Source organism: Mycobacterium pinniadriaticum (assembly GCF_026242045.1).
GTDB lineage: Bacteria > Actinomycetota > Actinomycetes > Mycobacteriales > Mycobacteriaceae > Mycobacterium > Mycobacterium pinniadriaticum.
Window position 1 is genome coordinate 67,619 of sequence record NZ_JAPJDO010000024.1, and the last position, 26,667, is coordinate 94,285.

Below are 26,667 nucleotides of genomic sequence, written 5' to 3' on the forward strand. Positions count from 1 at the left end.
CCTCACAGTTCTAGTGGTCGTGGTCGTGGGCAAGTGCGTGGTCACTGGCGTCGGTGAGCACCGGCGCGGTCAGCAACTCGTGGCGATCGACGAGTTTCTCCAACGTGGCAACCCAATGGTCGTAGTACTCCCACTGTCCCCGTTCGGATTCGGGCGTCTGCTCCCACTCGCCGATGGTGGCGATCAGAGTCTGCTGGAACTCGCTCCATGGGTAGTGTCGGAACTCGGACAGCGCGAGCGCCAGTCCGAAAGCCCGGCGCTGCCATTCGTGGTCGAATTGCGGCGCCGCCTGATCGGTGGTGCAGGTCTCGTGCAGCTTCATGACGTCGGGCCCGCCAATGCCACTCCGATCATCGACTCGGTGGTCACCAGGTCCATCAGCATCTCGTCAGTGAAATCCTCTGTACCGGACGGCCGTTCGGGGATGACGAACCATCGCGAGTGACCGCTGGAGTCCCATACCTTGATCTCGGTATCGGACGGCAGGTCGAGGCCGACCTCGGCGAGCACTTTGCGCGGTTCGCGAGCGGCCCTCGACCGGAACGTCGGATCCTTGTACCAATAGGGCGGCAACCCGAGCACCGGCCACGGGAAGCAGGAGCACAGCGTGCAGATCACCAGATTGTGCACCCCGGAGGTATTGGCCACGGCTTGCAGGTGCTCACCCTCGGCACCCGCCATGCCCTCGGGCAGATCCAGTTCGGCGACGGCCGCCGGGGTGTCGACGACGACCTTCGCCGCGAATTCCGGGTCGGTCCAGGCCTTTACGACGATCTTTTTGCCGTTGAGCGGTGTCATCTCGGTTTCGAAATAAGCCAGCACCTTGTCCACGGTCTGTGGTGTGATGACGCCCTTCTCGATGAGCAGCGCCTCGAGAGCGGCCGCCTTCTTGGCGCTGGCCTCTTCACGGTCAGGCGGGTAGGCGAACTGGGCGGTCATGATTCCTCCTCGATCGGTGCCAGATAGGCTTCGAACAACTCGGCGTAGAGCTTCAGCGGGCCGCCTTCGGCTCGTGTGCCCCAGATTTCGGCCGGGTCGAATTCGACGATGTAGATCGGCATCGGGTCACCGATCCCATCGCCGGTGTGGCAGAAGTAGCCGTAGTCGCCCTCGAAGACACGTTCCACCGTGCCCACCCGGCCACGCAGGTATCCGGGCAGTCGGCTGTGTGCGTCGGCGGGCACGTTGGTGATGCGTACCGTCGATCCGACCGCGAACTTCGGGTGCGCGACGTCGCGGCGCGGGCTGTCGCCGAGGCGCAGATAGGCGATCACCTGATCGTCGATCGCCGGCGCGTCCTCGGCGTCGGCGGCCGGGGCGAGCTCGGCAATGCGTTCGGCGAGTTCCTCTTCGGTGACATAGCCCTTGTCGATGAAGAACTGGGTGATGCCGCCCAGCCACTTCTCGTAGTAGCGGAACTTGAAGTAGTCGAAAGGGTTCATCGCCTCGGCGCCGGTACGCAGGTCGGCCCACGTCCACTCGTCTTTGAAGGCCGTCGGCACCTCGTCGATGGGGTATTCCGGCAGGGCCGACCCGAGGTGGTTCGACAGTCCCATCATCGCGACGTGGATGCCGAAAATCCTCTTCTCCCAGTCCTCGACGAAGACCCGCTTCTCCAGGGTCAGCGGCTCGGGCAGACCCTCCAAACCACCGAGATAGTGCTGCAGTTTCATCAGGCCGGACTTCCTTCCGTGGACGGGGCTGCGGTGTCCGCAGCCGGTTTCTTCGTCATCACGGTGGCCAGGTATTCGGACAACAGCCCGAAGGACGCTCCCAGCACGCAGGCCACGGCAGCGACGAGACCGGGGTGCGAGACGGTGGTGACGGTGATGTCGTGGCCGCGTCCGGCGACCGTCGACACCGTGGAGGCGAATCCGACGACGACGGCCGGGGTGGTCGCCAGCAGCGGCACCCACGACGCCTGCACCATGAGCGCGCTGCCGACGCCGACGGCGATGGAGGTGACCAGCAGGCTGCCGCCCATCAGGTAGGCGGCGTACAGGCTGGCCGAGGCGATCACGACGCCGACGAGGTTCGACGACACCGATTTGATCCAACCGGCGATGCCGCCGCCGACGAAGAAGAACGATGCCCAGGCCAGGAAGACCACCCAGATGGGCACCGTGATGACTTCGGCGGTGAACGCGACTGCCACGCCGCCGAGCACGCCGATGCTCAGCGTCAAGGCTGTCCGAGAATCCATGACTCACCTTCCAGGAACAGGGGGTGGTGATTCGCTTCCACACCGGAGCGAAGTACGGTGAAATCAGCCTCGCGCCAGCGGGTTTCAGCTGTGTTACGCCTTGGTTGCTCCGCCCGTCAGGTCCGGACACGAATCGCGCAATTCCGGACCTCGCCCGGTTGGTCGCGCCATCCACATTGCCCTGGCACCGGAGTCCCGCTACGTTGACACTCACCTCGGGTGGGGTCACGAAAGGACAGCACCGGGTGTCCGACGAGCACAGATCACAGCGGCTACCGGCCGCGGGGCGCCGGCCCGCGAAAGCGCAGGGGCCGCAGGCGCCCAAGACCGTCGTGTTCGCGTTGTACGACAAAGTCACTCTGCAGGACGTGGCCGCCCCACTCGAAATCTTCGCGCGGGCAAACGATTTCGGAGCACTGTACCGGGTGATCCTGGCCTCGCCCACCGGTGATGCGGTTGACACCACGTCGTTCGTCTCCTTGAAGGTCGACATGCCGCTGGCCGGGGTGCCGGACCGGATCGACACGCTGGTCGTCCCGGGCGGGGTGCCGCCCGATTTCTCTTTCACGCCCGGCGAGCACGACATCCCCGAAGAACAGACGCCCGACGTCGTCGCGGCGGCGTTGCAGATGGTGGGCGAGCTGGCACCGCGGGCCCGACGGGTCGCCTCGGTGTGCACCGGCGCGTTCGTCCTCGCGGCTCTCGGATTGCTCGACGGCCGCCGCGCGACCACACACTGGGCCCACTGCCAGGAGTTGGCGCGCACCTATCCCGACATCGAGGTGGTGCCGGATTCGCTGTTCGTCCAGGACGGGCCCTACATCACCGGAGCGGGCATCAGCGCGGGTATCGACCTCGGTCTGGCGATGGTGGAAAGCGACTACGGTCCCGACGTGGCCCGGCGGGTGGCGCGTTGGATGGTGGTGTTCCTCCAGCGCCCGGGTGGGCAGGCCCAGTTCAGCGTGTGGACCGAGGCGGCGCTTCCGGTGTCGAGTGGCCTTCGCGAGATCCTCGACTCGGTGGTGGCTGATCCAGGCGCCGATCACTCCATCGCGGCGATGGCGGATCGCGCGGCGGTCAGCGAGCGGCATCTGGTGCGGATGTTTCACGATCAGGTCGGGCTGACCCCGGCCCGGTTCGTCGAGCAAGCGCGGCTGGAGGCGGCGAAGGTGCTGCTGGCGACCGGGGATCATGGCCAGGAAGCGGTGGCGCGCCGGGCCGGTTTCGGGTCGGCGGACACCATGCGCCGCACTTTCCGCCGCGCACTGGGCGTCTCACCGAGCACGTACCGGAGTCGATTCCGGACGACCGGTATCCACCGCTAGCCGCCGGTGCGCGTCTCCCCTTCTGGGCGGCGCGCCGAGCGCCGCGGTGTTACCAGATGCGGATCCAGTCGACAAGCATGGCCGCCGGGAAGTTCCCCAGCGACGGGTCGCCGCCGCCGGGCCCGCCGACCGCGAGGGTGAACATCGGGGACATCCAGTAGCCGGGGTTGTTGAACGGCCAACGCAGATCGCTGGTGTTGCCGTGGACCGGAATGGGTTTCGGCGGCACCGTGAAGTACGGTTTCGCGCCGTCGACATAATCGCGCCAGAATTTGAATCCATCCGCGTCCCAGCGCATCCGCCAGGTATGCCAGGCACCGTCGATCAACCCGGCGATCGACTTGCTTTCCCACGTCTTCCCGTTCGATGCGGCGTGAACCGTGGTTCCCGGGGCCCAGCTGCGGTTGCCGTAGAACTCGAAGATGTCGACCTCACCGTCGGGCAGCGGGTCCTCGTTGACCGCCCAGTACGCGGGCCAGGCTCCCGACGTCAGGCAGTCGAGCTTGGCCCGCGCTTCCCACGTGTGGCCCATGGGAACCCGCCAGTTGCCCCGCACCTTGCCGCTGAAGTACTGGTTGTCCTCGCGGGTGGCCAACAGCACGAGGTTCGAATTTCCGTCGAGGAAGACGTTTCGCCGATCATCGCGGTACTGACTCTCGACCGGTGGCCACACGTCGTCCTGCCAGTTCTGGACCGACCAATTCGCCGGGTTGGGGGCCGACCCCTGCGGCCCGTCGAAGTCGTCCTGGAACATATAGGGCGCTTCCGCCCTGGCGGTCGGAAGCGGGAGCGCGGCGGCCAAAAGGCCCAGCCCCGACATCAGCATCATGCTTCGGCGATCCAATTCGGGCACGGCTAGACGATAAAGGCACGGACTGCCCGGCGGACCCCGAATCGATCAGGCGAATACGTCTCCATCGACGTACAACCAGTGCCGGGCCCGCACGGCGAACCGAGATCGCTCGTGCAGCGTCCCGGTGCGGCGGCCGTGCCGGTGGTGAGCGCGGAATTCCACTTCGCCGGTCTGATCACCCGGCTGGCCGTCGACGGTGTCGACGATATCCAGCCCGGTCCACGTCAGATCGTCGTTGGGGGTCAGCGCGTCGGGCCGGGTGCGCGGGTGCCATGTTCGCCAGACGTAGTCGAGGTTGCCGACAACATAGGCGCTGTATCGGGCCCGCATCAGTTGTTCGGCGGTCTCGGCCTGCCTCTCGCCGCGGTGCAGCGCCAAGCAGCAACGCCCGAACGGCGCGCCGGAGCCGCAGGGGCACACGTCGATCGGCCGCATCGCCACAGTGTGCCAATGTGGGCTGGCGGGAGCTAGTGCTGCCAGTCGCTGGAGCCGTCGACCCGGGTGTAGGTGCCGGTGGAGTTCTTCACGATGATGGGATCACCGGCGCCGAAGTTGTCGTAGAACCACTGTGCATTGGCGGGGCTGATGTTGATGCAGCCGTGGCTGACGTCGCGCTTGCCTTGGTCAGCGACCGACCACGGGGCGCTGTGTACGAAGTTGCCGCTGTCGTCGAACCGGACGGCGAGGTCGACGGTCACCTTGTACCCGTATGTCGAGTTGACCGGGACCCCGTAGGTGGAGGAATCCATCACCACCGAGGGCATCTTCTCTTGAACGTAGTAGGTGCCGTTTGCGGTTTGGTGCCCGCCGGCCGCCATGCCCATCGACATCGGGATGACTTTCTCCACCACCCCGTTGCGGGTCACGGTGAGTTGATGCGTGGCGTCGTCGGCGGTGGCGATCAGTGTGTCGCCGGTGCGGAAGCTGGATACGACGCCACCCGCATCGATGGTCACCGTGGTGTGCGCGGGCCAGAAGCTCAGTGGGCGCCAGCGCAACTGGGTGGGGGTCATCCAATAGAACTTGCCGGGAACCGGTGGGACGGAAGAGATGTGGATAGCGTTCTCGGTCGCGCCGGCATCGTCAACCAGTCCGGGGAAATCGATGATGATCGGCTGGGCTACCCCCACCGTCGAGCCGTTGGCAGGTGCGATCGTCGGTGGCCCGAACGGCGCAACGCCGACGAAGGGTGTCGGATCCTGCCCCGCGGTGGGACCCGGATCCGCCGGCGCGGGGCCGGCAGCCAACGTGAGCATCCCAACGAGTATCGAAACCACCCCGACTGCCTTCAGAGCGCCGACACGCGTTCTTCTCGCCCAGTCCGACATCTGCACCCCTCCCATCACCTTCTGGGAACCAGTGTCACACAGGGGCGAGGTCTCGCTGTCGCTTCCGTGCTAGGCGTCGACGAGCTCGGGGTGGAACGTGGCGGCCATCCGGCGCATTCCGTCGCGCCAGTCGACGGTTGTGGTTCCGATCAACTCGTGCATTTTGGTGACGTCCAACGGATTCCCGCGCAGCGCCTGGTCGCTCTCCTCGAATACCGGTTCCTTGCCGACAAGCGAGCCGAGATAGGTGCACCACTGTTGGATGCTGACGAATTGGTCCCCGCCCCAGTTGACGGTGGTGACCGGAACCGAAGCCACCTGAAGCAGTTTCGGGATCATCGCGATGATGTCGTCCTCGTGGATGGGGTTGTAGACAGCAGGTCCGCCGGGCGGGACGGGGATGGGTTGGCCGGCCAGCATCATCTCCATCTGGAAGAGCGGCCATCCACCGTTGTCGCCGTAGGGGACGTTGAGACGCGCAATGGTGGCCGGCACACCGAGAGCGCGCGCCATCGTCGCGACGACGACTTCCCCGGCGATCTTGGTGATGGAATACGTCGGGAGGAGACTCTTGTGGTTGTCGCCGAGAACGGTGCGTTCGGTCCGGAGTTCGTCGCCCGGCGGATCGTAGACGGCCCCGGATGAACAGTGCAGGAACGCCTTCGCGCCACGACAATGCGCCATGAGAAGCCCTGCCGATTCCGCATTGGCCGCGAGGTCCTTGTCCCACCTACCGCTCTTGGCCACCGCGAAGTTGAGGACGTAGTCGAAGTCTGACGGGAGCCCGGTGAAGTCGCCGGCAGCCATGTTGACGGTCTCGCACCGGACGCCGGCCTTCTCGAGGCGTTCTCGGGTTGCGGCATCGGCGAAGCGGGCGATGCCCCATACCTCGTTGTCGGCGGCCAGGGCCATGGCGATAGGGACGCCGACCTGGCCGGTCGGTCCGGTGAGCAAGATCTTGGATCCACGCATCGGCTGATGGTAGGCAGCTACGCGGCTCATGGCGGCGATTCCGCGGTGTTTCGCCGGGCCCCGACGTAGACCTCGGTGCCGCGAGATGTCTTCCCGACGCCAGCCGATCAGAGCCGAGGACGCCCAGGTTATCGACTACAACCAGGGCGATACCGCCAAGCAGTACAAGAAGACCAAAACCCTCCCCGTCCGAACCAGGATCGAGGCGTACTCGTTCCTGAAGCACATCGGCGACGTGCAGGACAAGAAGGTTCTCGACGTCGCGTGCGGCGCCGGCGACTACACCCGCATCCTGCGGCGGGCCGGTGCCGATCCCATGGTGGGCTTCGACGTTTCCGAGAAGATGATCGCCCTGGCCCGCGAGGAGGATGCCCGCGAACCGCTGGGCATCGAATACTCGGTCGCCGATGCACGCGTGGCGGTCGCCCAACAGGATTTCGACCTCGCCGTCGCGGCTTTCCTTCTGGTCTATGCACGCGCCCGCGATGAGCTCGCCACGATGTGTCACGGCCGGGCTGCCGCATCAAGCCAGGCGGCCGGTTCGTGACCCTCACCACCAATCCGGATCTGTACACCTTTGACCGGGTGCCCGACTACCGCAAGTACGGATTCCAGATAGGGCTGGCCGACAGCGTTTACGACGGGGCTCCGATCGAGCTGACGGCGTTCCTCGGTGACTCTCCCTTGGTCATCGAGAACTACTACCTGAACTACCCGCGCGCGATCGTCATCGAGTGCGTCCGGTCGTAGTCGCAGCCTGCGTCCCGCCTACCACGGCGTGGATGCGTCCCCGCGGGTACGGCAGCTCGATGCCGTTCTCGTCGTAGGCCCGCAGGATCTCCCGCCGCAGTCGGCGCTGCACCGACCACTGCGCATTCGGCTTGGTCTTCAGCGTCATCCGCAGTGTGAGCAGATCGGGCGCGAGTTCCTGCACACCGAGCATCTCCGGCTCGCCGAGAACTTTCCCGCCCAACGAAGGGTCCTTGATGGCCAGCGAGGCCGCCTGCAGCGCCACCTGCTCGGCCTCCTCGACGTCGGCGGTCAACGCGACCGGTACCTCGATACGGGCAACCGCGTATTCCTGGCTCATGTTGCCGACTCGGGAGATCTCCCCGTTGCGGACATACCAAAGGGTGCCGTCGATGTCCCGCAGAGTGGTGATGCGCAGCCCGACACTCTGGACCTCTCCGCTCATCTCCCCGAGGTCGACATAGTCACCGACCCCATACTGGTCTTCGAGCAGCATGAACACACCGCTGACGAAGTCACGCACCAGGTTCTGCGCGCCGAAACCGATCGCGAGGCCGATCACCCCGGCCGAGGCGATGAACGGCGCGATGTTCACCCCCAACACGTTGAGGGTTGCCAGCACCAGCCAGGTCAGCAGGATGATCGACACCGTCGACTTCAGAACGGACCCGATGGTGTGCGCCCGCTGCTGACGCCGTTTGTTGAGTTGATCGCCGCTGGCCGACGAGGGGACACGATCTCGCAGGTGGCGCAGCAATGCCGGCCTCCTGGCCTGGGTGCGCTCTTCCTCGTCGGCACCCTTGCCCGCCCGGACGGTGGTCGCGCGGTCGATCGTCCGGTGCAGCACATAACGGGCGATCAGGACGACGACCAGGTAGGCCACCAAACGGATCGGTACCTCCAGAAGCCAGTGCTGGGTGGTGTCCGTCCATTCGAAAGCCAAGTTGCGTGCGTCCATGTCGACGACGTTACGTACTCACGTGTCGACACTGGTTGACGGCGCCATGTCTGAGCTGTTCGGGCCAATGACGCCGTCCACGCGGTCGACGTGAGCGCGGACCAGGGACGGGAAACGGCTCCGCTCCGGGCGGAATACATCATGTGGCGAGTCGGGGAATTCGACGAGCCGACCATCAGGGAAGAGCCGCCGGTAACGTAGCCAGTCGGCGTCGTCAACGACGGGGGAGTTGCCGGCTCGCACGGCGAGCAACGGTAGGCCCAGCGCCGACAGCCGGTCCCAGAACGAGGTCGACTTCGCCGCTCGGAACGTGGCGATTGCGGCGTCGACGTCGAGCCGCTCGCGGACAGGGGTGCCGCGCCAGCGGCCGCCGAGCAGGCGCCGTTCGGCTTCTTCGGACAAGGCGCGTTCCTCCGGCACGTAATCACCGATGGAGATAGAGCGAACACGCTGCGGATGATCGATGGTCCACGCGACCGCGTACGACGTGCCTCGTGAGAACGTCACGACGTGCACCGGGCCGTCCGTAATGGCCTCGACCACCGCACCGACGTCGCCGCTCAGCGCGGCCAGGTCGTAGGAGCCGGCGGGTGCGGCGCTTCGTCCGTGACCTCGTAATTCGACGACGACGGTCCGGCGTCCGAAGGACTCCATGACCTCCGTGTAGTCCTTCGCGAGGTCGGTCATTCCGGGTACGAACACGATCGGGGCACCCCTATCGTCGCCGCCGGAATCGAGATAGTGGATGCGGGCATCGCCATGTTCGCCGTAGTGGATGAAGCGCGAAGTGGCCATGGTCAGCGATTCTGCCCGGGCCCGGTGACGGATGGGTTGGTCTTCACCTCTCGGCACCGATAGCCGGGGCAGGTATCGCGAATTCAGCCTGGGCGGCTCGCCAGATGGGTCAGGAACCACTCGCGGGCCAGGTCGGCCACCTGTTCGAGGGCTCCCGCCTCCTCGAACAGGTGCGTTGCGCCAGGAACGACCGCGATTCGGCATTCAACCGGAATCAATTGCTGCGCTTCCTGGTTCAGGTCGAGGACCACTTCGTCACGTCCACCCACGATCAGAAGGGTGGGCGCGCTGACGCGGGTCAGCGCGTCGCCTGCCAGGTCGGGGCGGCCACCGCGGGAGACCACCGCATTGACGTCGACCCGCGGACTCGCGGCCGCCCGAAGCGCTGCTCCAGCGCCGGTACTGGCCCCGAAGAACCCGAGGGGCAGGGACACGATGTCGGGCTGGGTTGCCAGCCACTCGGTGACGTCGACCAGCCGGTTCGCCAGCAACTCGATATCGAAGACGTTGGCACGGTTGGCTTCTTCGGCGGTCGTGAGGAGATCGAATAGGAGGGTGGCGAACCCGGCGTCGTTGAGGACGTCGGCGACGAAGATGTTGCGGGAGCTGAAGCGACTGCTTCCGCTGCCGTGGGCGAACACGACGATTCCTCTCGGGTTCACCGGAATCGTCAGGTGCCCGGCCACTACGACCGGCCCAGCGGCGATCTCGACTTCCTCGTCACGTGCGATGGGCGGACGCCCTCCCCGAACTGGGTTGACCATGATCTACCTCCCAAACCGAGCGTAGGGACACTCGGGGCCCGGATCACGAGGTCGTCGGGTCATTTTTCGAGGGACGAACGGCACATCTCGACGGGATGCGCTCAGGTGCACGAAAGCTGGTTCATCCTTGCGGTTATTTGAGCGACCGCCCAAACTGGGAGCGTGCGGCGCCAGTGCGGGTTGGCCGCGAATATCTGGACGGGAGCGGGTATGGGAAAGCTCGACGGCAAGGTCGCTTTCATCAGCGGGGCTGCCCGGGGTCAGGGCCGTGCACACGCGGTGCGCCTCGCGGAGGAGGGCGTCGACATCATCGCGATCGACGTGTGCGCGCAATACCCGACCGTGGTCTACAAGATGTCGGAACCGGAAGACCTCGCCGAAACCGTGCGGCAGGTCGAGTCCCTTGGCCGGCGCATTGTGGCCCGTGAGGCCGACGTCACTGATTTCCCGGCGCTTCAGAAGGCGTTCGACGACGGGGTGGCCGAGCTCGGCGGAGTCGACATCGTGGTGGCCAATGCCGGAATCGGTCCGGGCGGCCAAAGTACGGACGACCAACAATGGGATGACGTCGTGAACGTCAACATGAAAGGCGTCTGGAACACCGTGCGCGTTGCCGTGCCGACCATGCTCACGCAGGACCGAGGTGGTTCGATCATCCTGACCAGTTCGACCGGCGGCCTCATCGGCACCCCTGTGGTCTCCGGCGGGATGCTCGGGTACACCGCCGCCAAGCACGGCGTCATCGGCATCATGCGCACATACGCGAATTATCTTGCACCCCATTATATTCGAGTCAACAGCGTGGCGCCGACGACCGTTGCGACGCCGATGGCGAACAACGGCGATCTCAGCATGCTGAAGAAGTTCGAGCCGGCCATCGCACGCTCGCTCGAGAATGCGATCCCAGTCGACTATGTCGAGGCCCGCGATGTAGCCAATGCGGTCGCGTGGCTTGCATCCGACGACGCTCGGTACGTCACCGGCACCGTCGTGCCGGTGGACGCCGGGCTGCTCAACAAGTGCTGATGGAGGGACTCGACGCGACTTCTGGGTTTGCGCCCTAGTTGCGCAGCAGTTTTGACTAACGCACGATGGGTATCCGAGCATCACCTGAACGAGACGCCAATTGGTGAAAAGCGACGAGTCGGGAGCTCGCACGAGCCGATCAAGTCACGCGCTCAGCGCAGCCGACATGCACCGCGGGAACGGAGCCACGAGTTGAACGCCCGATTCTGTCTGTTCGTTTCTGCCACTCTGCTTGCCGCGGCACTCGTGTTCGCACCCGGCGCCTCCGCTGACACCATCCCCGGAGCGGACGCCGCCATCTCCAGGGGCGAAAGCGCACTCGGGACAAACATGTTCGGTCCATACGGATGCGAGGCATTCGTCGCCTACGCCTATGACGTGTCGCAGGCGCAATACGGCTGGGACGGCGCCGCCGAAACCATGTACCAAACCCTCGTTCAACAAGGTCAGATACACACCGACATGGATCCCCCGCGGGGAGCACTTGTCTTCAGCAAGAGCCCGTACGGCGCCCACATCGACATCGCCCTCGGTGACGGGAAGTACCTCTCCGGCGGGGTCCAAGGGCTCAAGCGGGGGTACGGCGACGGGACCAACATCCAGATTCTGCCCAGCCCCCACGTGGGGTCCGGCTGGACCTACCGGGGCTGGAGTCTGGGCTACCCCGAGTAACTCGCATTTGGTGCTCCCAGTGGGACTCGAACCGATTTCGAGGTGCGGGTCAGAGCGTTAGAACTGGCGATTTAACGCAGTGACACCGCAATATTCCTTTTCGGAGGGCCGGGGCTGGACGTTGACCGCCGCCCGGATTCCGCGTGCGAAAACGCGCTCACCAGGCGGAATCCGGGCCTGGAGCAACTGCGTAGACGCAGCGGTGCAGGTCAGGGACGCTCACAGGCTGCCGGGCACCGGCTCTGCGGGATCGTAGTGACCGCGAGTCTGCGCTCCCGCAACCCCACCTGCAACCGTCTCAGCACGCGGGGATCGTTGAGGGCCAGATCCTGAGCGCCGTTGCCGCCGATGGTGACTACCCGGTCGTCGCAGTCCCACAGCGCCAGTCCGAACCCGAAGTTGTAGGCGGTGCGGTAGCGCACCCCGCACACATCGGCTCCGGCCGGTTGGTCCTCGAAGATGGCCTGCGCCCACTGTTGGGTCAGTGCGCGGGTTTCGTTGCCCACCGCCAGCGACGGCAACGCGCCGATGGCCATGGCCGCTCCCGAGGCGGTCAAGTCGAACAGCGGCAGCGCGGTGGTCGGGGTCAGCACCGCCACCCGGTAGTTGGGGCAGATCGCGGCGACACCAGCCTCGCCGAACACCTCACAGGCGGAGGTGACCAAGTCCTGGCCGACGTAGAGAACTCGCCGGCCAGCGGGGTCGTCGGCGGGCGGGTCGGCCGGGTGGTGGTGGTCGAGGCGGTATAGCGGCCCGTACCGGCGGAATGTCACACCGTCGGGGGTGTGGGCACTGCGGTGGTAGACCCGGCACCACCGCCACGGCCCCCGCGCCGGCATCGGTGTCCAGTCCCAACGAAAGTCGGCGGGGGGCAGTGGACGTGTTGGAGGGTCGAGGCGCTTTACCACGCTGCGGCGGTCAGAGCCCGCGCTGCGGCGATCACCTTGGCGGCACCACCGCGGGCCATCTCGATGCTCGGCGGCCGGTCACCGAATTCGGGGTTCGGACGCTGCATCCACCGCGACAGGCTGACGACACCGCCGGGGAACACCTCTTGCAACGTGTCGAGGTCGGGTAGGACACCGGAGGGGTCGTCGGGGTCGAACTGCCACGCCGGCAGGCGCCATTCGCGGCCGGCCTTGAGTCCCACCAGTTTCCGAGCCGCGAGCTTGGCGGTGATGCTCTGCGGAGCCACGCCGAGGAGGGCGGCTGCCTCCTCGCGGCGGAGGCAGCCTTCGGCCAGTTCGCGGCGCGCGGCGAATTGGCCGGCCAGGTCGTCAAACACTGCCCGCGACGCGGTCTGCGAGTCCGGCGCCGGACCCCACAACCGTTCCTCGAGACCGTCGTCAGGCCCCGATGCGGTCGCCGAGCGCAGCCGGTCGACTTCGGCGTCGTCGGCCTCATGCACCACGGCCGCCACAGCCGCCCGCAGCTGGTCGGCGTCGCCGGCTGGGTTAACGATGGCGATCCCCTTGGCGCGCAGCGTCTCCGCGACCATGTCGACCTGCGACGCGTCGACCAGCACAACCTCCAGCACAGCCACCATCTCCTATCTCTATGCAGAATACGCAAGATAAACAGGATCTGCCACGGCTTCCGAGAGCGTCACGGCTCCTCCCGGAGCGGGGCGCGACTATGACTGGCCCAAACTCGGCCGGTAGTCAGCCACCTCGGCCTCGGCAGCGAGCAACGCAGCCAACTCGCCCTCCTGCTGGGCAACAAACACACCGATCACCTGCCGGCACACCTCCGGCACGCTCACCCCACGCATATCAGCAATACGTTTCAACCCGACCAGCATTGACGTGGACACATGAAACTGCACGGCGAACTGACCGCACGAACCATCCTCGGGCGGCAACCCCGGACCAACCACCACGGGATCATCCGCCCCGAATTCGTCAACCTCAGCACCGCGCGCCCTATCGACGACCCCGTCGCTAGCACCGCCTGTAGCGCCGTCGGCCAGGCCCCCGGACTCCTCGTGGCTGAACAAACCCATTCCGCACACGCTAGACCTCGAAGAATTCCGAAGCCGCCAAGTGAACGTGGCTTGACGGCGGTGACGGCGCAAATTCGACGAGTTAGCTCGGCGAGCCGACCGTTCCGCCGTCATCCCGCCGCGCCGCGTCCTCGCCCCGACCAAAGTAGGATTTTCGCCAAACAGATCGACTTAAAACGCCTCTACCAGCCCCTCCTTCGGTGCCCCCAGTCGGACTCGAACCGACACTGTGCGGATTTTAAGTCCGCTGCCTCTGCCAATTGGGCTATGGGGGCCGTCGCAGCTCAGAGGGTATCCGCTATACCTCGACGCCGATCAGTCCGCACTGCCGCAAGAACTCGATCTGGTCCGCGATCAGCCTTCCGAGGTGGGGCTCGGCGAAGACTTCGAAATGATCGGTGTCGTACCGATGCAGCTGTGCGTTGGGCGCGCGCTCGACGAGCCTGCGGATGCCAGCGGCCGGCACGGTGATGTCCCGCTCCCCCAGGCCCACCCAGATCGGCATTCTCAGCGATGCGGCCTTCGTCCAGGGCCGGTGCGCGATCAGGGTCGCGAACACTCCCGGCGTGATCTCGTTACGCCACGGGGATTCAGGTCCGACGACGGAGGCAAATCCGGCGGATTCGCCGGGGAGCGACATCGCACCTCGGGAGCCGGGTGGGCCCGTCACCGGAACGGTCACCGACATACCGGCAAAGTCGGCCAGCGCACGGGGAACGAGAGAGGCGACCAACCCCAACCGCGTCGCTTTGACCCGGCCGGGGCCGTCGAGGAAGGGGTAGAGCAGTATCAAGGCTGCCAGCCGGCTGTCCCCGGCGGCGACGTTGACGGCGTGCCCGCCACCGAATGAGTAGCCCCATGCAACGATCTTGTCTGGGTTCACGCCATCGAGGCTGCGCGCGAAAGCTATTGCGTTGCGCCAATCTTCCTGTTGCGCACTGGCCCGGAAACGCTGCCGGGGCTGTCCCCCGGAGTCACCGAAGAAGCGGTAGTCGAAGCACACCACCGTCGCGCCCGCTGCGGCGAAGGCCTCGGCGATCGGCGACAGCCCGTCGTGGCGGGTCAGCGAGAACCCATGCCCCATGACCACACAGGCACCCGACGCGACGTCGGCCGGTGGCCGGTAGACCCACGCCGCCAGCTCACTGTCCCCGGACGGTATGGAGGCATCACTTCGGTCCATCACCGCCGAGACCTTACCGGCACGTCGACGGGGCCAAAACGAAACTGGTGATGACGGCCGACAGCACGACACCCCGGGGGGAAGGGGCCGCCCGGGGTGTCGTGAGCTGTGATCAGGCGGCGACCGCCTCCTTGGGCGCCGGCGCGTGATCGTCGTCGAGCATGGTGAGCTCATCGAAAGGATCGCGACCGCTCAGCACGGCGTTGACCTTCTGGGTGTCGACCGTCTTGGTCCACGAGCCGACCAGCAGGGTGGCCACCGCGTTGCCGGAGAAGTTGGTGACCGCCCGCGCCTCGGACATGAACCGGTCGATCCCGACGATCAGTCCCACCCCGTCGAGCAGTTCGGGGCGATGGGCCTGCAGCCCGCCGGCCAGTGTGGCCAGCCCGGCCCCGCTCACCCCGGCCGCGCCCTTGGACGCCACGATCATGAACACCAGCAGGCCGATCTGCTCCCCCACCGACAGCGGGTTGCCCAGCGCGTCGGCGATGAACAGCGAGGCCATCGTCAGGTAGATCGCGGTGCCGTCCAGGTTGAACGAATATCCGGTCGGCACAACAACACCCACGGTGCTCTGCTGCACACCCAGATGCTCTATCTTGGCGATCAGCCGCGGCAGCGCCGACTCCGAGGACGATGTCGCGAAGATCAGCAGATACTCCCGTGCCAGGTAGCGCACCAGCCGGAAGATCGACACCCCCGACACCGTGCGCAGCAGCACCCCGAGCACTCCGAACACGAACACCACGCAGGTCAGATAGAACCCGAGCATCAGCGTCAGCAGGTTGGTCACCGCGCTCCACCCGGTCAGGCCCACCACGTTGGCGATCGCACCGAACGCGCCAATCGGGGCCAGCCACAACACCATTGCCAGGATCTTGAACACCAGCCGCTGCAGGTGCTCCACCCCGCGCAGGATCGGCTCGCCCTTGGTGCCCATCGCCTGCAGCGCGAACCCGACCAGCAGCGCCACGAACAGCCCCTGCAACACATTGCCGTCGGTCAACGACGAGAACAACGACGTCGGGATGATGTGGGCGATGAAGTCCATCAAACCGCCGGAATCGTGCGCCTTCTCGGCCAGCTCCGCACCCTTGCCGGCCATCGACTCCGAGAGCTTGAGGCTGCTGCCGGGATGCAGCAGGTTGCCGACCACCAGGCCGATGCCCAGCGCGATCGTCGACATCACCAGGAAGTAGCCGAAGGCCAGCCCGCCGACCTTCCCGACGGTGGCGGCCTTACGCACCGATCCGATTCCCAGCACGATCGTGCAGAAGATCACCGGGACGATCATCATCTTGATCAGGCTGACGAACATCGTCCCGAGAACCCCGACCTGCTTGCCGACTCCCGGGGCGACCAGGCCGACGAGGACGCCGCCGATGACCGCGGCGATGACGGCCAGATACAGCCAGTGCGTGCGGTCCCGGCGCTTGCGCGGCTCGGGCTTGTCGTCGCCGCGAGGGCGATCCACAACCATGGTCATGAGCGGTTTCCTTCCAGGTCTGCTGCGGCGGGTCTGTAAGGATGGTTGAACACCGCGTGACCCAGGTCACGCTTTAGTTCATTACGTTCAACGCGGAGGTGAGCAGTGGCCGTACTCCCCCGCTCGCTGGCCGGGCAGGCCTTCGCCCTGCAGGCCGCGGTGATCGCGCTGGTGGTCCTGGCCGGCAGTGCGCTCGCCCTCTATGACGACAAACTCGACGGCGACGCCGCCGCCCGTCAGCAGGTGACCGCGATCGCCGTCGCCCTGGCCGACTCACCGTCGACCGCGCAGGCCATCGAAAACGGTGACCCCGCAAAGGTTCTCCAGCAGACGACCGAGGCCGTCCGCAAAGGCACCAGCATCGCCTTCATCACGATCATGGCCCCCGACCGCACCCGGTTCACCCACACCAACCCTGACCTGATCGGCCAGAAGTACATCGGCACCATCGAACCGGCGCTGCGCGGCGAAACCTACACCGAGGTCTACACCGGCACCCTGGGCCCGTCGGTGCGCACCATCGCGCCGGTCCGCAACGCCGACGGCCAGATCGTCGGCCTGGTGGCCGCCGGTATCACCCAGGACAGCCTGGCCGCCCGGTGGCGCGCGCAGTGGCCGGCGATCGCCGCCGTCGGCGTCGGCGCGTTGGCCCTGTCTTTCGTCGGCATCTGGGCGATCCGCCGACGGGTCCTACACCAGACCCGTGGGCTGGCACCTGACGAGCTTCGGGTGATGTACGACCACCACGACGCCATCCTGCACTCGATTTCCGAAGGCCTGATCGTGCTGGACCGCGACGGCGTGGCGCTGGCCAACGACGAAGCCCGCCGCCTGCTGGCCCTGCCGTCCGGTCCGATCACGCGGGCCGACCTGCCGGAGTTCTTGCGCGGCAACGACCCCGGCGTACGGGACGAGGTCCGGCTCACCGACGACCGGGTGCTGGTGGTCAACCGCTCCCAGGTGAGCGCCTCGGACTCCGAAGTGGTCACCATCCGCGACCGCACCGAATTGCAGGGCGCCCTGGGTGAATTGAGCTCCCTGCAGGGGTTCACCGATTCGCTGCGCGCGCAGGCCCATGAGTCGGCCAACAAACTGCACACCGTCATCACCCTGGTCGAGATGGGCCGCCCGGAGGAAGCCGTCACGTTCGCCACCCAGGAGCTGGCGCTGTCCCAGCGACTCGTCGACCGGGTGTCCGACGCCGTCGGCGAACCCGCGTTGGTCGCCCTGCTGCTCGGCAAGACCGCCGAGGCCGACGAGCGCGGCATCGAGCTGACCGTCACCGAGGAAACCCACCTGCCCGCCGAGTCGCCGCTGAGCCCACAGGAGATGGTCACCGTGCTGGGCAATCTGATCGACAACGCCATGGACGCCTGCGACCGCGACGACCCGTGGGTGGAGGTCACCGTCAGCCAGAGCGACGGCCGGCTGCAGATCCAGGTCGCCGACAGCGGGCCGGGCATGGATCCCGAAACCTTCGGCCGCGCCATGCAACGCGGCTATTCGACCAAATCCGGCGACGACGACGCCCACCAGGGTCTGGGGCTGGCGCTGGTCGCCCAGGTCGTCAACCGCCATGGCGGCACGCTGACCGCTGACCTCAGCTACGGGTCGGTGGTGACGGTGACCATCCCATGATCAACGTCTTGATCGTCGAGGACGAGCTGCTGATCGCCGAGGCGCACCGTACGTATCTTGCTCGGCTGCAAGGGTTTACCGTCGCCGGGTTGGCGCACACCGCGCGCGACGCGATGCGCATCGCCGCCGAAGCGGCCGCCGACTCCCCCGTCGACCTGGTGCTGCTCGACCTCGGCCTGCCGGACGCCAGCGGGATCACCCTGGCCTCGGCGCTGTCCGGGCTCAGGCCCGCCCCCGATATCATCGCGATCACCTCCGAGCGCGATCTGGAGATGGTGCGTGCCGCCGTCGGCCACGGCGCGCTGGCCTACCTGCTCAAGCCGTTCACGTTCGCCGCCTTCCGCGACCGCCTCGAGCGTTATCGCCGCTACCGCGAGGCGCTGCCCGCCGGGACCGACGCCGCCAGCCAGGCCGAAGTCGACCGAGCACTGGGTGAACTGCGGATCAGCACCGACAAGTCGGTCACCCCGAAGGGTGCGGCACCAGCGACCACCGACGAGATCGCTCGCGCGGTGCGCGACCGCGCCGACGGCCTCACCGCCGACGAGGCCGCCAAACTCGTGGGCGTCTCCCGGGTGACCGCCTGGCGCTACCTGGAACGCCTGGCCGACGACGGCACCGTCACCCGCGTGACCGAGTACGGCAAGACCGGCCGGCCCAGCACCCGCTATCAATGGCGCTGAGGCGTCATCGAATCTGCGCTCAGATCGCATTTCGGCCGGAGAACTCGCCCTCACCGCAGTCTCGATGCGCCGACCGCAGAGTCGAGGAGCTCCTAAGGGGCCACGGGTAATGCAGTACTGCGGAAGGTGATATCACCGGTGATATCGCGTTTCAGACGATCACTACCACCGTTACAGGCCCGCCCTTCCGCGGCGCCGGGCGACGGCCGCGTTGACGTCCGCCCACCCAGCCGGTAGGCCATCCTGCAGACGGGCGAATCAAAGGAGGCTCGGCATGAACGCGACATTGTTGGCCGTGTTGGCCGCCGCGATGCTGCTGACCGCATTGGCCCGCCGCTACAACCTGTCGTCGCCGCTTGTGCTCGTGGTGGCGGGTCTGGGCGCCAGTCTGATCCCGGACGTACCCGAGGTGCACCTCAATCCCGATCTGGTGCTGTTCGTCATCCTGCCGCCACTGCTGTGGTCGGCGGGCCTGGAGAGTTCCTCGGTCGCCCTGCGCAGAAGCTTTCGCCCGGTGGCCGGCCTCGCGGTCGGGTTGCCCCTGGCCACCACGTTCGCGGTCGGTTACGTCGCCTATCTGACGGTGCCCGGGCTGACGCTCCCATCCGCGCTGGCCCTGGGCGCCATCGTCGCACCGCCCGACGCGGTCTCAGCCACCGCGATCGGGCGCCGGCTCGGTCTGCCCCGCCAGATCATGACCCTGATCGGTGGTGAGAGCCTGCTCAATGACGCCACCGCGTTGACGGTCTACAAGGTCTTCGTCGCCGCCGCGGTCGGTGTGGCCACCAGCTGGGGCAGCGCGGTCGAGACATTCCTGCTGGCCGTGGCGGGCGGCGCGGTCGTGGGTTTGGCACTGGGGCACCTCATCGTTTACCTGCGTTCGCGCCTGGACGACCCCCTGACCGAGAGCGCGATCGGCCTCCTCGCTCCGTTCGTCGTCTACCTGGTCGCCGACCAGATCGGCGGCTCGGGGGTGCTGGCGGTCGTGATCGCGGCGTTGATCCTGGGCCACCGCTCGGCCCGGGCCGGCTACGCCACCCGATTGCAGGACGAGGCCGTGTGGCGCGCCGTGCAGCTGGTGCTGGAGGCGTTCGCGTTCTTCTTGATCGGCTTGCAGCTGCCCGCGGTACTCGGCGAAATCCGCGGCATGCCGGCGATCGTGATGGCGGGGTTCTCGCTGGCGGTTCTCGGCACCGTGATCGGCGTCCGCATCGCCTGGGTCTACGCGTTCACCTACCTGCCGCGTCTGCTATCGCCCCGGGCGAGGTCCCGCGAACCCGCTCCCAGTGCCGCCGGGGTCTTCGTGGTGGCCTGGGCCGGAATGCGCGGGGTGGTCTCGCTGGCCGCCGCGTTCGGCTTACCGACGACGACGCTGTCCGGTGCGCCGTTTCCCGGCCGCGCTCATCTGGTCTACCTGACGTTCGTCGTGGTGGTCGGCACGCTGTTGCTGCATGGGCTGACCCTGCCGTGGATCATCAGAAAACTCGGCGTCACCGTCGACGACACCCACGCCGACATCGCCGCGGCGAACGAGGCTCGGCAGCGGGCCACGCTGGCCGCCGCCGACCGACTCGACACCGTGCTGGCCGAACACGAGGCAGAGGGCAGCCGCACCGACGTCCACGACCGGGTCGCCGACATCCTGCGGGTCTGGAACGTGCGCCGGCGCGAAGCGGCAGTCGAGCGACTCCAGTCGACCGACTCCAACCTTGACGAGAGCCCGGTGGCGGCGCTTCGCCGGCTGCGCCTGCAGATGCTCGAAGCCGAGCGCGAGGCCTACATCGCCGAGCGTGACAGCGGCCGCATCGACGACGAAGTGCTCCGGACCGCCCTGCGTGAACTGGATCTGGAGGAAGCGGTACTCGACCGGGAGTGACACCGCGGCCGTCCGCGCATGCGGGCTGCCGCCGGAATGACCCGCGACGACAAAGCGATCCAGTCGCAGGTGGTCGGCGAGTTGCTCCAAATCCACCGGGATCGCCGCACGTGTCGTAGGCCAGGCCGAGTCGAGCGCCCCTTGCGGAGCCGCTCAACGCGTTACTAGGATGTCCTAGTATTCAGCCGCCAGGTCAGCCAAGGGGCAGTCATGAGCACAACCATCCAGCACTTCATCGACGGACAGCGCAGCAACCTCAGCAGCACGCGCACCGCCGACGTCTTCAACCCGAGCACCGGCGAGGTGCAGGCCCAGGTGCTCCTGGCCTCGGCCGCCGACGTCGACACCGCGGTGGCCTCGGCAGTCGAGGCGCAGAAGGAATGGGCCGCCTGGAACCCCCAGCGCCGGGCCCGCGTGCTGATGAAATTCATCGAGCTGGTCAACGCCAACGCCGACGAGCTCGCCGAGCTGCTGTCGATCGAGCACGGCAAGACCGTCCCCGACTCCCTCGGTGACATCCAGCGCGGCATCGAGGTCATCGAGTTCGCCATCGGCATCCCCCACCTGCTCAAGGGCGAGTTCACCGAGGGCGCCGGCGGCGGCATCGACGTGTACTCCATCCGCCAGCCGCTCGGTGTGGTCGCGGGCATCACCCCGTTCAACTTCCCCGCGATGATCCCGCTGTGGAAGGCCGGCCCCGCCCTGGCGTGCGGCAACGCCTTCATCCTCAAGCCCTCCGAGCGCGATCCCTCGGTTCCGGTGCGCCTGGCCGAACTGTTCCTGGAGGCCGGCCTGCCCGCGGGCGTGTTCCAGGTGGTGCAGGGCGACAAAGAGGCAGTAGACGCCATCCTGGACCATCCCGACATCAAGGCCTACGGCTTCGTCGGCAGCTCCGACATCGCGCAGTACATCTACTCCCGCGCCGCGGCCGGCGGTAAGCGCGCACAGTGCTTCGGCGGCGCCAAGAACCACATGATCGTGATGCCCGACGCCGACCTCGACCAGGCCATCGATGCCCTGGTCGGCGCCGGCTACGGCAGCGCCGGCGAGCGCTGCATGGCGATTTCCGTGGCGGTCGCTGTCGGTGAGGAGACCGCGAACCGGTTGCGCGCCCGACTGACCGAGCGGATCGAGCACCTGCGGGTCGGTCACAGCCTGGACCCCAAGGCCGACTACGGGCCGCTGGTGACCGAGGCCGCCCTCGACCGGGTGCGCGGCTACATCGAAGCCGGCGTGGCGGCCGGTGCCGATCTCGTCGTCGACGGACGCGAAAAAGCCAGTGACGAACTGACATTCGGGGATGACAGCCTCGAGGGCGGCTTCTTCATCGGCCCCTCGCTGTTCGACCACGTCAGCACCGACATGTCGATCTACACCGACGAGATCTTCGGGCCGGTGGTTTGCATCGTGCGGGTCAAGGACTACGAGGAGGCGCTGCGCCTGCCCAACGAGCATCAGTACGGAAACGGGGTCGCGATCTTCACCCGCGACGGCGACGCCGCCCGCGACTTCGTGTCCCGGGTGCAGGTCGGCATGGTCGGCGTCAACGTGCCGATCCCCGTTCCGGTGTCCTACCACACCTTCGGCGGCTGGAAGCGCTCCGGCTTCGGCGACCTCAACCAGCACGGCCCGCATTCGATCCTGTTCTACACCAAGACCAAGACCGTCACCGAGCGGTGGCCCTCGGGTATCAAGGACGGCGCCGAGTTCGTCATCCCCACGATGAAATGAGCTTCCTGACGCTCGATGACGACGAGCGCGTGATCGCCGAGACGGCAGCCGCGTTCGCCGCCAAACGCCTTGCGCCGCATGCCTTGGACTGGGATCACTCCAAGGAGTTCCCCGTCGACGTATTGCGTGCGGCCGCCGAGCTGGGGATGGCCGCCATCTACTGCGCCGAGGATGTCGGCGGCAGTGGGCTGCGGCGCCTGGATGCCGTCCGGATCTTCGAGCAGCTCTCGGTCGCCGACCCCGCCCTGGCGGCGTTCATCTCGATCCACAACATGTGCGCGTGGATGATCGACACCTACGGCACCGACGATCAGCGCAAGTCGTGGATTCCGCGACTCGCCTCGATGGAGGCGATCGCCAGCTACTGCCTGACCGAGCCGGGTGCGGGATCGGACGCATCGGCGTTGCGCACCAAGGCCGTCCGCGACGGAGACGGCTACGTGCTCGACGGTGTCAAACAATTCATCTCCGGGGCCGGCAGTTCCGACGTGTACATCGTGATGGCCCGCACCGGCGCCGACGGTCCACGCGGCATTTCGGCGTTCATCGTCGAAAAAGGCGCGGCCGGACTCAGTTTCGGCGCACAAGAAGAGAAGATGGGCTGGAACGTGCAGCCCACCGCCCAGGTGATCCTCGAGGACGTACGGGTACCGGCATCGGCGATGCTGGGCGGGCCCGAAGGCGAGGGCGGCGGTTTCGGTATCGCGATGAACGGCCTCAACGGCGGCCGGCTCAACATCGCGGCCTGCTCACTGGGCGGCGCGCAAGCCGCCTACGACAAGGCCGCGAGTTATCTGGCTGATCGCCAGGCGTTCGGCGGGGCGTTGCTTGACGAGCCCACGATCCGATTCACGCTGGCCGATATGGCCACCGCGTTAGAGACGTCGCGGCTGATGTTGTGGCGTGCGGCCATCGCCCTGGACAACGGCGAACCGGACAAGGTCGCCCTGTGCGCGATGGCCAAGAGGTACGTGACCGACTCCTGCTTCGATGTCGCCGACCAGGCCTTGCAGCTGCACGGCGGCTACGGCTACCTACGGGAGTACGGGCTGGAGAAGATCGTCCGCGATCTACGGGTGCACCGGATCCTGGAGGGCACCAACGAAATCATGCGCGTGGTCATCGGGCGGGCCGAGGCCGCCCGGGTACGCGCAACGGCATGAGGCAAAGGAGCCAACACATGACGACGATCGCCTTCCTGGGACTGGGCCACATGGGTGGCCCGATGGCGGCCAACCTGGTCAACGCCGGCTACACCGTTCGCGGATTCGACCCGGTTCCCGCATTGCGCGACGCCGCCGCGGAGAAGGGCGCCACGGTATTCGATTCCGGCGCCGCCGCGGTCGCCGAGGCGGACGTCGTCATCACCTCCCTGCCCAACGGGGCGATCGTGAAAGCCTGCTACGCCGAAGCCCTGCCGGCCGCCAAGGCGGGCACGCTGTTCATCGACACCTCCACCATCTCCGTCGACGATGCCCGCGACGTCCACGCCAAGGCCTCCGCCGCCGGGATGGCCCAGCTCGACGCCCCGGTCTCCGGCGGTATCAAGGGCGCGACAGCCGGCACCCTGGCCTTCATGGTCGGCGGTGAGGCCGAGGCGTTGGACACGGCCCGTCCGGTGCTGGAGCCGATGGCCAGCAAGGTGATTCACTGCGGCATCTCCGGTGCGGGTCAAGCCGCCAAGTTGTGCAACAACATGGTGCTCGCGGTGCAGCAGATCGCCGTCGGCGAGGCGTTCGTGCTGGCCGAGAAGCTCGGCCTGTCCGCGCAGTCGTTGTTCGATGTCATTACCGGGGCGACCGGCAACTGCTGGGCGGTGCACACCAACTGCCCTGTGCCCGGCCCGGTTCCGGCATCACCGGCCAACAACGACTTCAAACCGGGCTTTGCCACCGCGCTGATGAACAAGGACCTGGGCCTGGCGATGGACGCGGTGTCCTCGACCGGTGCCACGGCCCCGCTGGGCAGCCACGCCGCCGAGATCTACGCGAAGTTCGCTGAAGAACACGGCGACTTGGACTTCAGCGCCGTCATCGATACCTTGCGCTGACTTCTCCCGCGCGAATAGACACAACCGTCTCCGACACTCCGAGTGTTCGGAGACGGTTGCGTCTGTTCGGGCACTGCCCACCCGATCGCGCCTGCTGCATACATCCGCATTCGCCGAAAGTTGTTCGTTAGGGCAATTATTCACTTTGCTCCCCGGACGCACCCCTGTTGCCGTGGTCAATTCGCGAATTTGATTTTGTGAATCGTTCGCCTAGGTAATTATCGAAATTATATTTTGCCTGTTTTCGTTCAAACTCTGCATACCGCGTGATCATCCGCCAATAATTGACGCACACCAATCTGTGCTGGGACACACGTAACTGACGATCGAGTTCGAGGAGAATACGGTGAATGCTTCAATGTATGTCGGGCGAGTCGGCGGTTTGGCCGTAGCCCTGGGAATCGGAGCGGCGATCTTCGCCGGCGGCGGCGCGGCCTGGGCGGACGACGACTCGGGCACAGGCTCGAGTGGAGCGTCCACCTCGCAGTCCAGCGGTGGCTCGACGGGGCACCACAAGACCAAAGCCGCGGCGACGTCGGCGTCCAGCGGCGTCACCAAGACGAAGAATTCGGTCGGCAAGGTCAACAGCGGACTGCGCGCGACGCGCGTCGTGGTGCGGGCCCCGCAGTCCGCGCCGACCGCATCGGCGGCCGCGGACCCGAACGGTTCCGGCACCCCGGCCGGCGCCGCGGCCGAACTGGCGCTGCTGGGGCTCAGTCGGCGCACCGAGACCACTGCCGAAGAAACCAGCGCCGCACCGGCCGCCGCCGCCTCGGCCCGTCCGGCAGCCAGCGCGACCGCGTCGCGCCACGAGATCACGACGGTTCCGGTCGTCATCCGGACCGGCGACCCGGTGATCCTCGAACCGATCACGGCGGTCACGCTGATCACCGACACCAGCGATGACGAAGTCACCGGCCGGATCTACGCGACCGGCCATTCGGGAGCGCCGCTGGTCTTCTCGGTGCTGACGCAGCCCGGCGACGGATCGGTGGATATCAACCCCACCACGGGTGAGTTCACCTACACCCCGACCAACTCCGGCACGAGCACCGTGGACTTCGAGGCGCTGCTCAGCGAGCGGACCCGCCTGGTCGCGGCACTCGAGAGAATCCCGGTGATCGGCCAGTTTGTGCCACAGGCCGTCACGGCCCTCCAGCAGACTCCGGTGCTGAAGACCATTCTGGCGCCACTGATCGGGAACGCGACGACTGTGTCGGTCGACATCGACACCGGCCTGCTCGGCTCCACCGGCACCACCACGGTGTTCGCTCCCTACGCCGACACGAGCCTGTATCCCGAGTTCGATTTCGCCGATGCCGTGACCACCGGCGGAGTCGAACATTTCACCCTGGCCTTCATCGTCAGCGATCCCGATGCCGCTGATGCCGGCACCCCGATGTGGGGCGGCTACTACTCAATCGACTCCGAGTGGGCCCAAACCGCGTTCAACGGGATCTACGACAACGGCGCCGATGCCATCATCTCCTTCGGTGGGTCGGCCAATGAGGAACTGGCACTGGTCATTTCCGACCAAACCGAACTGACCGCTGCCTACCAGGGCATTTTGGACTACTACAACGGCGAGACCTCGCCCTACTCGGACACGATCGGCACCAACTACGGTGTCACCAGCATCGATTTCGACATCGAGGGGACCGCGCTGACCGACAGCACGTCCATCGCCACACGTTCGGCGGCGCTCTATGACCTTCAGCAGGCCAACCCCGGTCTGGAGATCTCGTTCACCCTTCCGGCGATGCCGTACGGCCTCACCAGCGACGGGCTCGCCGTGATCCAAGCGGCGGTCGACGCCGGCGTGGACATCTCGGTGGTGAACATGATGGTGTTCGACTACTACGACACCGACTACGAAGTCAACGGCGACTACGAAATGGGTGCCCTGGCGATCGAAGCGGCCGAAGCCCTCAAAGGCCAGCTGGCCGACCTCTATTCGGACGCGGGGATCACCAAGACCGACGCCGAGTTGTACGCGATGATCGGCCTGACGCCGATGATCGGGATCAGCGACGACCCCTCCGAGATCTTCAGCCTCGACGACGCGTCGACGGTGGTGAGCTTTGCCGACCAGTACGGCCTGGGCCGGATCGCAATGTGGTCGGCCAACCGCGACTCGCAATGCGCCACAGAGTCCTCCAGCACGCAGGACAGCTGCAGCGGCGTGGACCAGACCACCTGGGAGTTCTCCGGGATCTTCGAGGGAGTGGAGGACGAAGCCACCCTGCTGATGTAGTCACTCGGCGAGCAATAGCTCCTATGTCAAGCCGCGGCTGATTGCGGTGCTTGGTGGCGGGTGTTGTGGTCGGTGAGTAGAGCACGGTAGACGGCGCGAGCGATGTGGCGTTTGACGC

27 protein-coding genes, 1 tRNA gene and 1 pseudogene are annotated in these 26,667 nt (G+C 66.5%); 12 read left to right on the top strand and 17 right to left on the bottom strand.

The window, feature by feature from the left end; translation table 11 throughout:
- Positions 1–10 precede the first annotated feature (10 nt).
- From ORI27_RS22595 to ORI27_RS22610, 4 genes are read right to left on the bottom strand one after another with little or no spacing between them, the layout of a single operon-like run.
- Positions 11–322, bottom strand: a complete 312-nt coding sequence (locus tag ORI27_RS22595; RefSeq protein ID WP_265999296.1) for a nitrile hydratase accessory protein — start codon at positions 320–322, stop codon at positions 11–13.
- Positions 319–939, bottom strand: coding sequence for a nitrile hydratase subunit alpha (gene nthA, locus ORI27_RS22600; protein ID WP_265999297.1), 621 nt, complete (start codon positions 937–939; stop codon positions 319–321). Before nthA ends, ORI27_RS22595 begins: the two co-directional genes overlap by 4 nt.
- Positions 936–1,673: a nitrile hydratase subunit beta gene (gene nthB / locus ORI27_RS22605; RefSeq protein WP_265999298.1), complete on the bottom strand. Its 738-nt coding sequence runs from the start codon at positions 1,671–1,673 to the stop codon at positions 936–938. The genes nthA and nthB overlap by 4 nt, the downstream gene beginning before the upstream one ends.
- Entirely contained in the window at positions 1,673–2,203 is a 531-nt protein-coding gene (locus tag ORI27_RS22610; RefSeq protein WP_265999299.1) for a DUF1097 domain-containing protein, read from the bottom strand. The genes nthB and ORI27_RS22610 overlap by 1 nt, the downstream gene beginning before the upstream one ends.
- A 332-nt stretch (positions 2,204–2,535) precedes the next feature.
- On the opposite strand from ORI27_RS22610, the gene ORI27_RS22615 reads away from it, so the two are divergent.
- Positions 2,536–3,528 (top strand): GlxA family transcriptional regulator, encoded by a 993-nt coding sequence (locus ORI27_RS22615; RefSeq protein WP_265999324.1) that lies wholly within the window; start codon positions 2,536–2,538, stop codon positions 3,526–3,528.
- Between the two features lie 49 nt (positions 3,529–3,577).
- Here ORI27_RS22615 and ORI27_RS22620 read toward each other — a convergent pair whose 3' ends face one another.
- The 4 genes from ORI27_RS22620 to ORI27_RS22635 all read right to left on the bottom strand — a co-directional run bounded on the left by ORI27_RS22620 (position 3,578) and on the right by ORI27_RS22635 (position 6,681).
- On the bottom strand, positions 3,578–4,372 hold the full coding sequence (locus ORI27_RS22620) for a glycoside hydrolase family 16 protein (RefSeq protein WP_265999325.1): 795 nt from the start codon (positions 4,370–4,372) through the stop codon (positions 3,578–3,580).
- A gap of 54 nt (positions 4,373–4,426) precedes the next feature.
- Complete coding sequence (locus ORI27_RS22625; RefSeq protein WP_265999300.1) at positions 4,427–4,816, bottom strand: YchJ family protein; 390 nt, start codon at positions 4,814–4,816, stop codon at positions 4,427–4,429.
- A 32-nt stretch (positions 4,817–4,848) separates the two neighbouring features.
- A complete protein-coding gene (locus ORI27_RS22630; protein WP_323055651.1) occupies positions 4,849–5,709 on the bottom strand; it encodes a L,D-transpeptidase in 861 nt (286 codons plus the stop codon).
- Positions 5,710–5,778: 69 nt separating this feature from the next.
- Positions 5,779–6,681: an NAD-dependent epimerase/dehydratase family protein gene (locus tag ORI27_RS22635; RefSeq protein ID WP_265999302.1), complete on the bottom strand. Its 903-nt coding sequence runs from the start codon at positions 6,679–6,681 to the stop codon at positions 5,779–5,781.
- 85 nt (positions 6,682–6,766) lie between these two features.
- Here ORI27_RS22635 and ORI27_RS22640 point away from each other — a divergent pair, with 85 nt between their 5' ends.
- On the top strand, positions 6,767–7,228 hold the full coding sequence (locus tag ORI27_RS22640) for a class I SAM-dependent methyltransferase (RefSeq protein WP_265999303.1): 462 nt from the start codon (positions 6,767–6,769) through the stop codon (positions 7,226–7,228).
- A complete protein-coding gene (locus ORI27_RS22645) occupies positions 7,225–7,431 on the top strand; it encodes a hypothetical protein (RefSeq protein ID WP_265999304.1) in 207 nt (68 codons plus the stop codon). Before ORI27_RS22640 ends, ORI27_RS22645 begins: the two co-directional genes overlap by 4 nt.
- On the opposite strand, the gene ORI27_RS22650 is transcribed toward ORI27_RS22645, so the two are convergent.
- The 3 genes and pseudogenes from ORI27_RS22650 to ORI27_RS22660 form a co-directional block, all read right to left on the bottom strand.
- Positions 7,409–8,389, bottom strand: coding sequence for a mechanosensitive ion channel family protein (locus ORI27_RS22650; RefSeq protein WP_265999305.1), 981 nt, complete (start codon positions 8,387–8,389; stop codon positions 7,409–7,411). The genes ORI27_RS22645 and ORI27_RS22650 overlap by 23 nt on opposite strands.
- 18 nt (positions 8,390–8,407) lie before the next feature.
- The gene (locus ORI27_RS22655) at positions 8,408–9,184 is read right to left on the bottom strand and encodes an alpha/beta fold hydrolase (protein ID WP_265999306.1); all 777 of its coding nucleotides are present in this window, start codon (positions 9,182–9,184) and stop codon (positions 8,408–8,410) included.
- Positions 9,185–9,267: 83 nt separating this feature from the next.
- Positions 9,268–9,921: pseudogene (locus ORI27_RS22660) on the bottom strand (dienelactone hydrolase family protein); the annotation flags it as partial.
- 237 nt (positions 9,922–10,158) lie between these two features.
- Here ORI27_RS22660 and ORI27_RS22665 point away from each other — a divergent pair.
- Positions 10,159–10,974, top strand: coding sequence for a mycofactocin-coupled SDR family oxidoreductase (locus tag ORI27_RS22665; protein ID WP_265999326.1), 816 nt, complete (start codon positions 10,159–10,161; stop codon positions 10,972–10,974).
- A 192-nt stretch (positions 10,975–11,166) separates the two neighbouring features.
- Positions 11,167–11,646, top strand: a complete 480-nt coding sequence (locus ORI27_RS22670; RefSeq protein ID WP_265999307.1) for a hypothetical protein — start codon at positions 11,167–11,169, stop codon at positions 11,644–11,646.
- Positions 11,647–11,855: 209 nt separating this feature from the next.
- Here the strand turns inward: ORI27_RS22670 and ORI27_RS22675 are convergent, their stop codons facing one another.
- The 6 genes from ORI27_RS22675 to ORI27_RS22700 form a co-directional block, all read right to left on the bottom strand.
- On the bottom strand, positions 11,856–12,485 hold the full coding sequence (locus ORI27_RS22675; RefSeq protein ID WP_265999308.1) for an RES domain-containing protein: 630 nt from the start codon (positions 12,483–12,485) through the stop codon (positions 11,856–11,858).
- A gap of 62 nt (positions 12,486–12,547) precedes the next feature.
- Positions 12,548–13,192 carry an antitoxin Xre/MbcA/ParS toxin-binding domain-containing protein gene (locus ORI27_RS22680; RefSeq protein WP_265999309.1) on the bottom strand — a complete coding sequence of 215 codons (645 nt, stop codon included), beginning with the start codon at positions 13,190–13,192 and terminating at the stop codon, positions 12,548–12,550.
- Between the two features lie 87 nt (positions 13,193–13,279).
- Positions 13,280–13,648 (bottom strand): hypothetical protein, encoded by a 369-nt coding sequence (locus tag ORI27_RS22685; RefSeq protein WP_265999310.1) that lies wholly within the window; start codon positions 13,646–13,648, stop codon positions 13,280–13,282.
- 201 nt (positions 13,649–13,849) lie between these two features.
- Positions 13,850–13,923, bottom strand: a tRNA-Leu gene (locus ORI27_RS22690).
- A gap of 23 nt (positions 13,924–13,946) precedes the next feature.
- Positions 13,947–14,831, bottom strand: coding sequence for an alpha/beta hydrolase (locus tag ORI27_RS22695; RefSeq protein ID WP_265999311.1), 885 nt, complete (start codon positions 14,829–14,831; stop codon positions 13,947–13,949).
- A gap of 112 nt (positions 14,832–14,943) precedes the next feature.
- Positions 14,944–16,317: a cation:dicarboxylate symporter family transporter gene (locus tag ORI27_RS22700; protein ID WP_265999312.1), complete on the bottom strand. Its 1,374-nt coding sequence runs from the start codon at positions 16,315–16,317 to the stop codon at positions 14,944–14,946.
- Between the two features lie 105 nt (positions 16,318–16,422).
- Between ORI27_RS22700 and ORI27_RS22705 the strand changes: the two genes are divergently transcribed.
- The 7 genes from ORI27_RS22705 to ORI27_RS22735 all read left to right on the top strand — a co-directional run bounded on the left by ORI27_RS22705 (position 16,423) and on the right by ORI27_RS22735 (position 26,549).
- The gene (locus ORI27_RS22705; protein ID WP_265999313.1) at positions 16,423–17,955 is read left to right on the top strand and encodes a sensor histidine kinase; all 1,533 of its coding nucleotides are present in this window, start codon (positions 16,423–16,425) and stop codon (positions 17,953–17,955) included.
- Positions 17,952–18,638 carry a response regulator gene (locus ORI27_RS22710; protein ID WP_265999314.1) on the top strand — a complete coding sequence of 229 codons (687 nt, stop codon included), beginning with the start codon at positions 17,952–17,954 and terminating at the stop codon, positions 18,636–18,638. The genes ORI27_RS22705 and ORI27_RS22710 overlap by 4 nt, the downstream gene beginning before the upstream one ends.
- 274 nt (positions 18,639–18,912) lie before the next feature.
- Positions 18,913–20,514, top strand: coding sequence for a Na+/H+ antiporter (locus ORI27_RS22715; RefSeq protein ID WP_265999315.1), 1,602 nt, complete (start codon positions 18,913–18,915; stop codon positions 20,512–20,514).
- 210 nt (positions 20,515–20,724) lie between these two features.
- Positions 20,725–22,245 carry a CoA-acylating methylmalonate-semialdehyde dehydrogenase gene (locus ORI27_RS22720; RefSeq protein ID WP_265999316.1) on the top strand — a complete coding sequence of 507 codons (1,521 nt, stop codon included), beginning with the start codon at positions 20,725–20,727 and terminating at the stop codon, positions 22,243–22,245.
- The gene (locus ORI27_RS22725; RefSeq protein ID WP_265999317.1) at positions 22,242–23,408 is read left to right on the top strand and encodes an acyl-CoA dehydrogenase family protein; all 1,167 of its coding nucleotides are present in this window, start codon (positions 22,242–22,244) and stop codon (positions 23,406–23,408) included. Before ORI27_RS22720 ends, ORI27_RS22725 begins: the two co-directional genes overlap by 4 nt.
- Positions 23,405–24,295: a 3-hydroxyisobutyrate dehydrogenase gene (gene mmsB / locus ORI27_RS22730; protein WP_265999318.1), complete on the top strand. Its 891-nt coding sequence runs from the start codon at positions 23,405–23,407 to the stop codon at positions 24,293–24,295. Before ORI27_RS22725 ends, mmsB begins: the two co-directional genes overlap by 4 nt.
- A gap of 346 nt (positions 24,296–24,641) precedes the next feature.
- Positions 24,642–26,549 (top strand): chitinase, encoded by a 1,908-nt coding sequence (locus ORI27_RS22735; RefSeq protein ID WP_265999319.1) that lies wholly within the window; start codon positions 24,642–24,644, stop codon positions 26,547–26,549.
- The last annotated feature ends 118 nt before the right edge of the window (positions 26,550–26,667 follow it).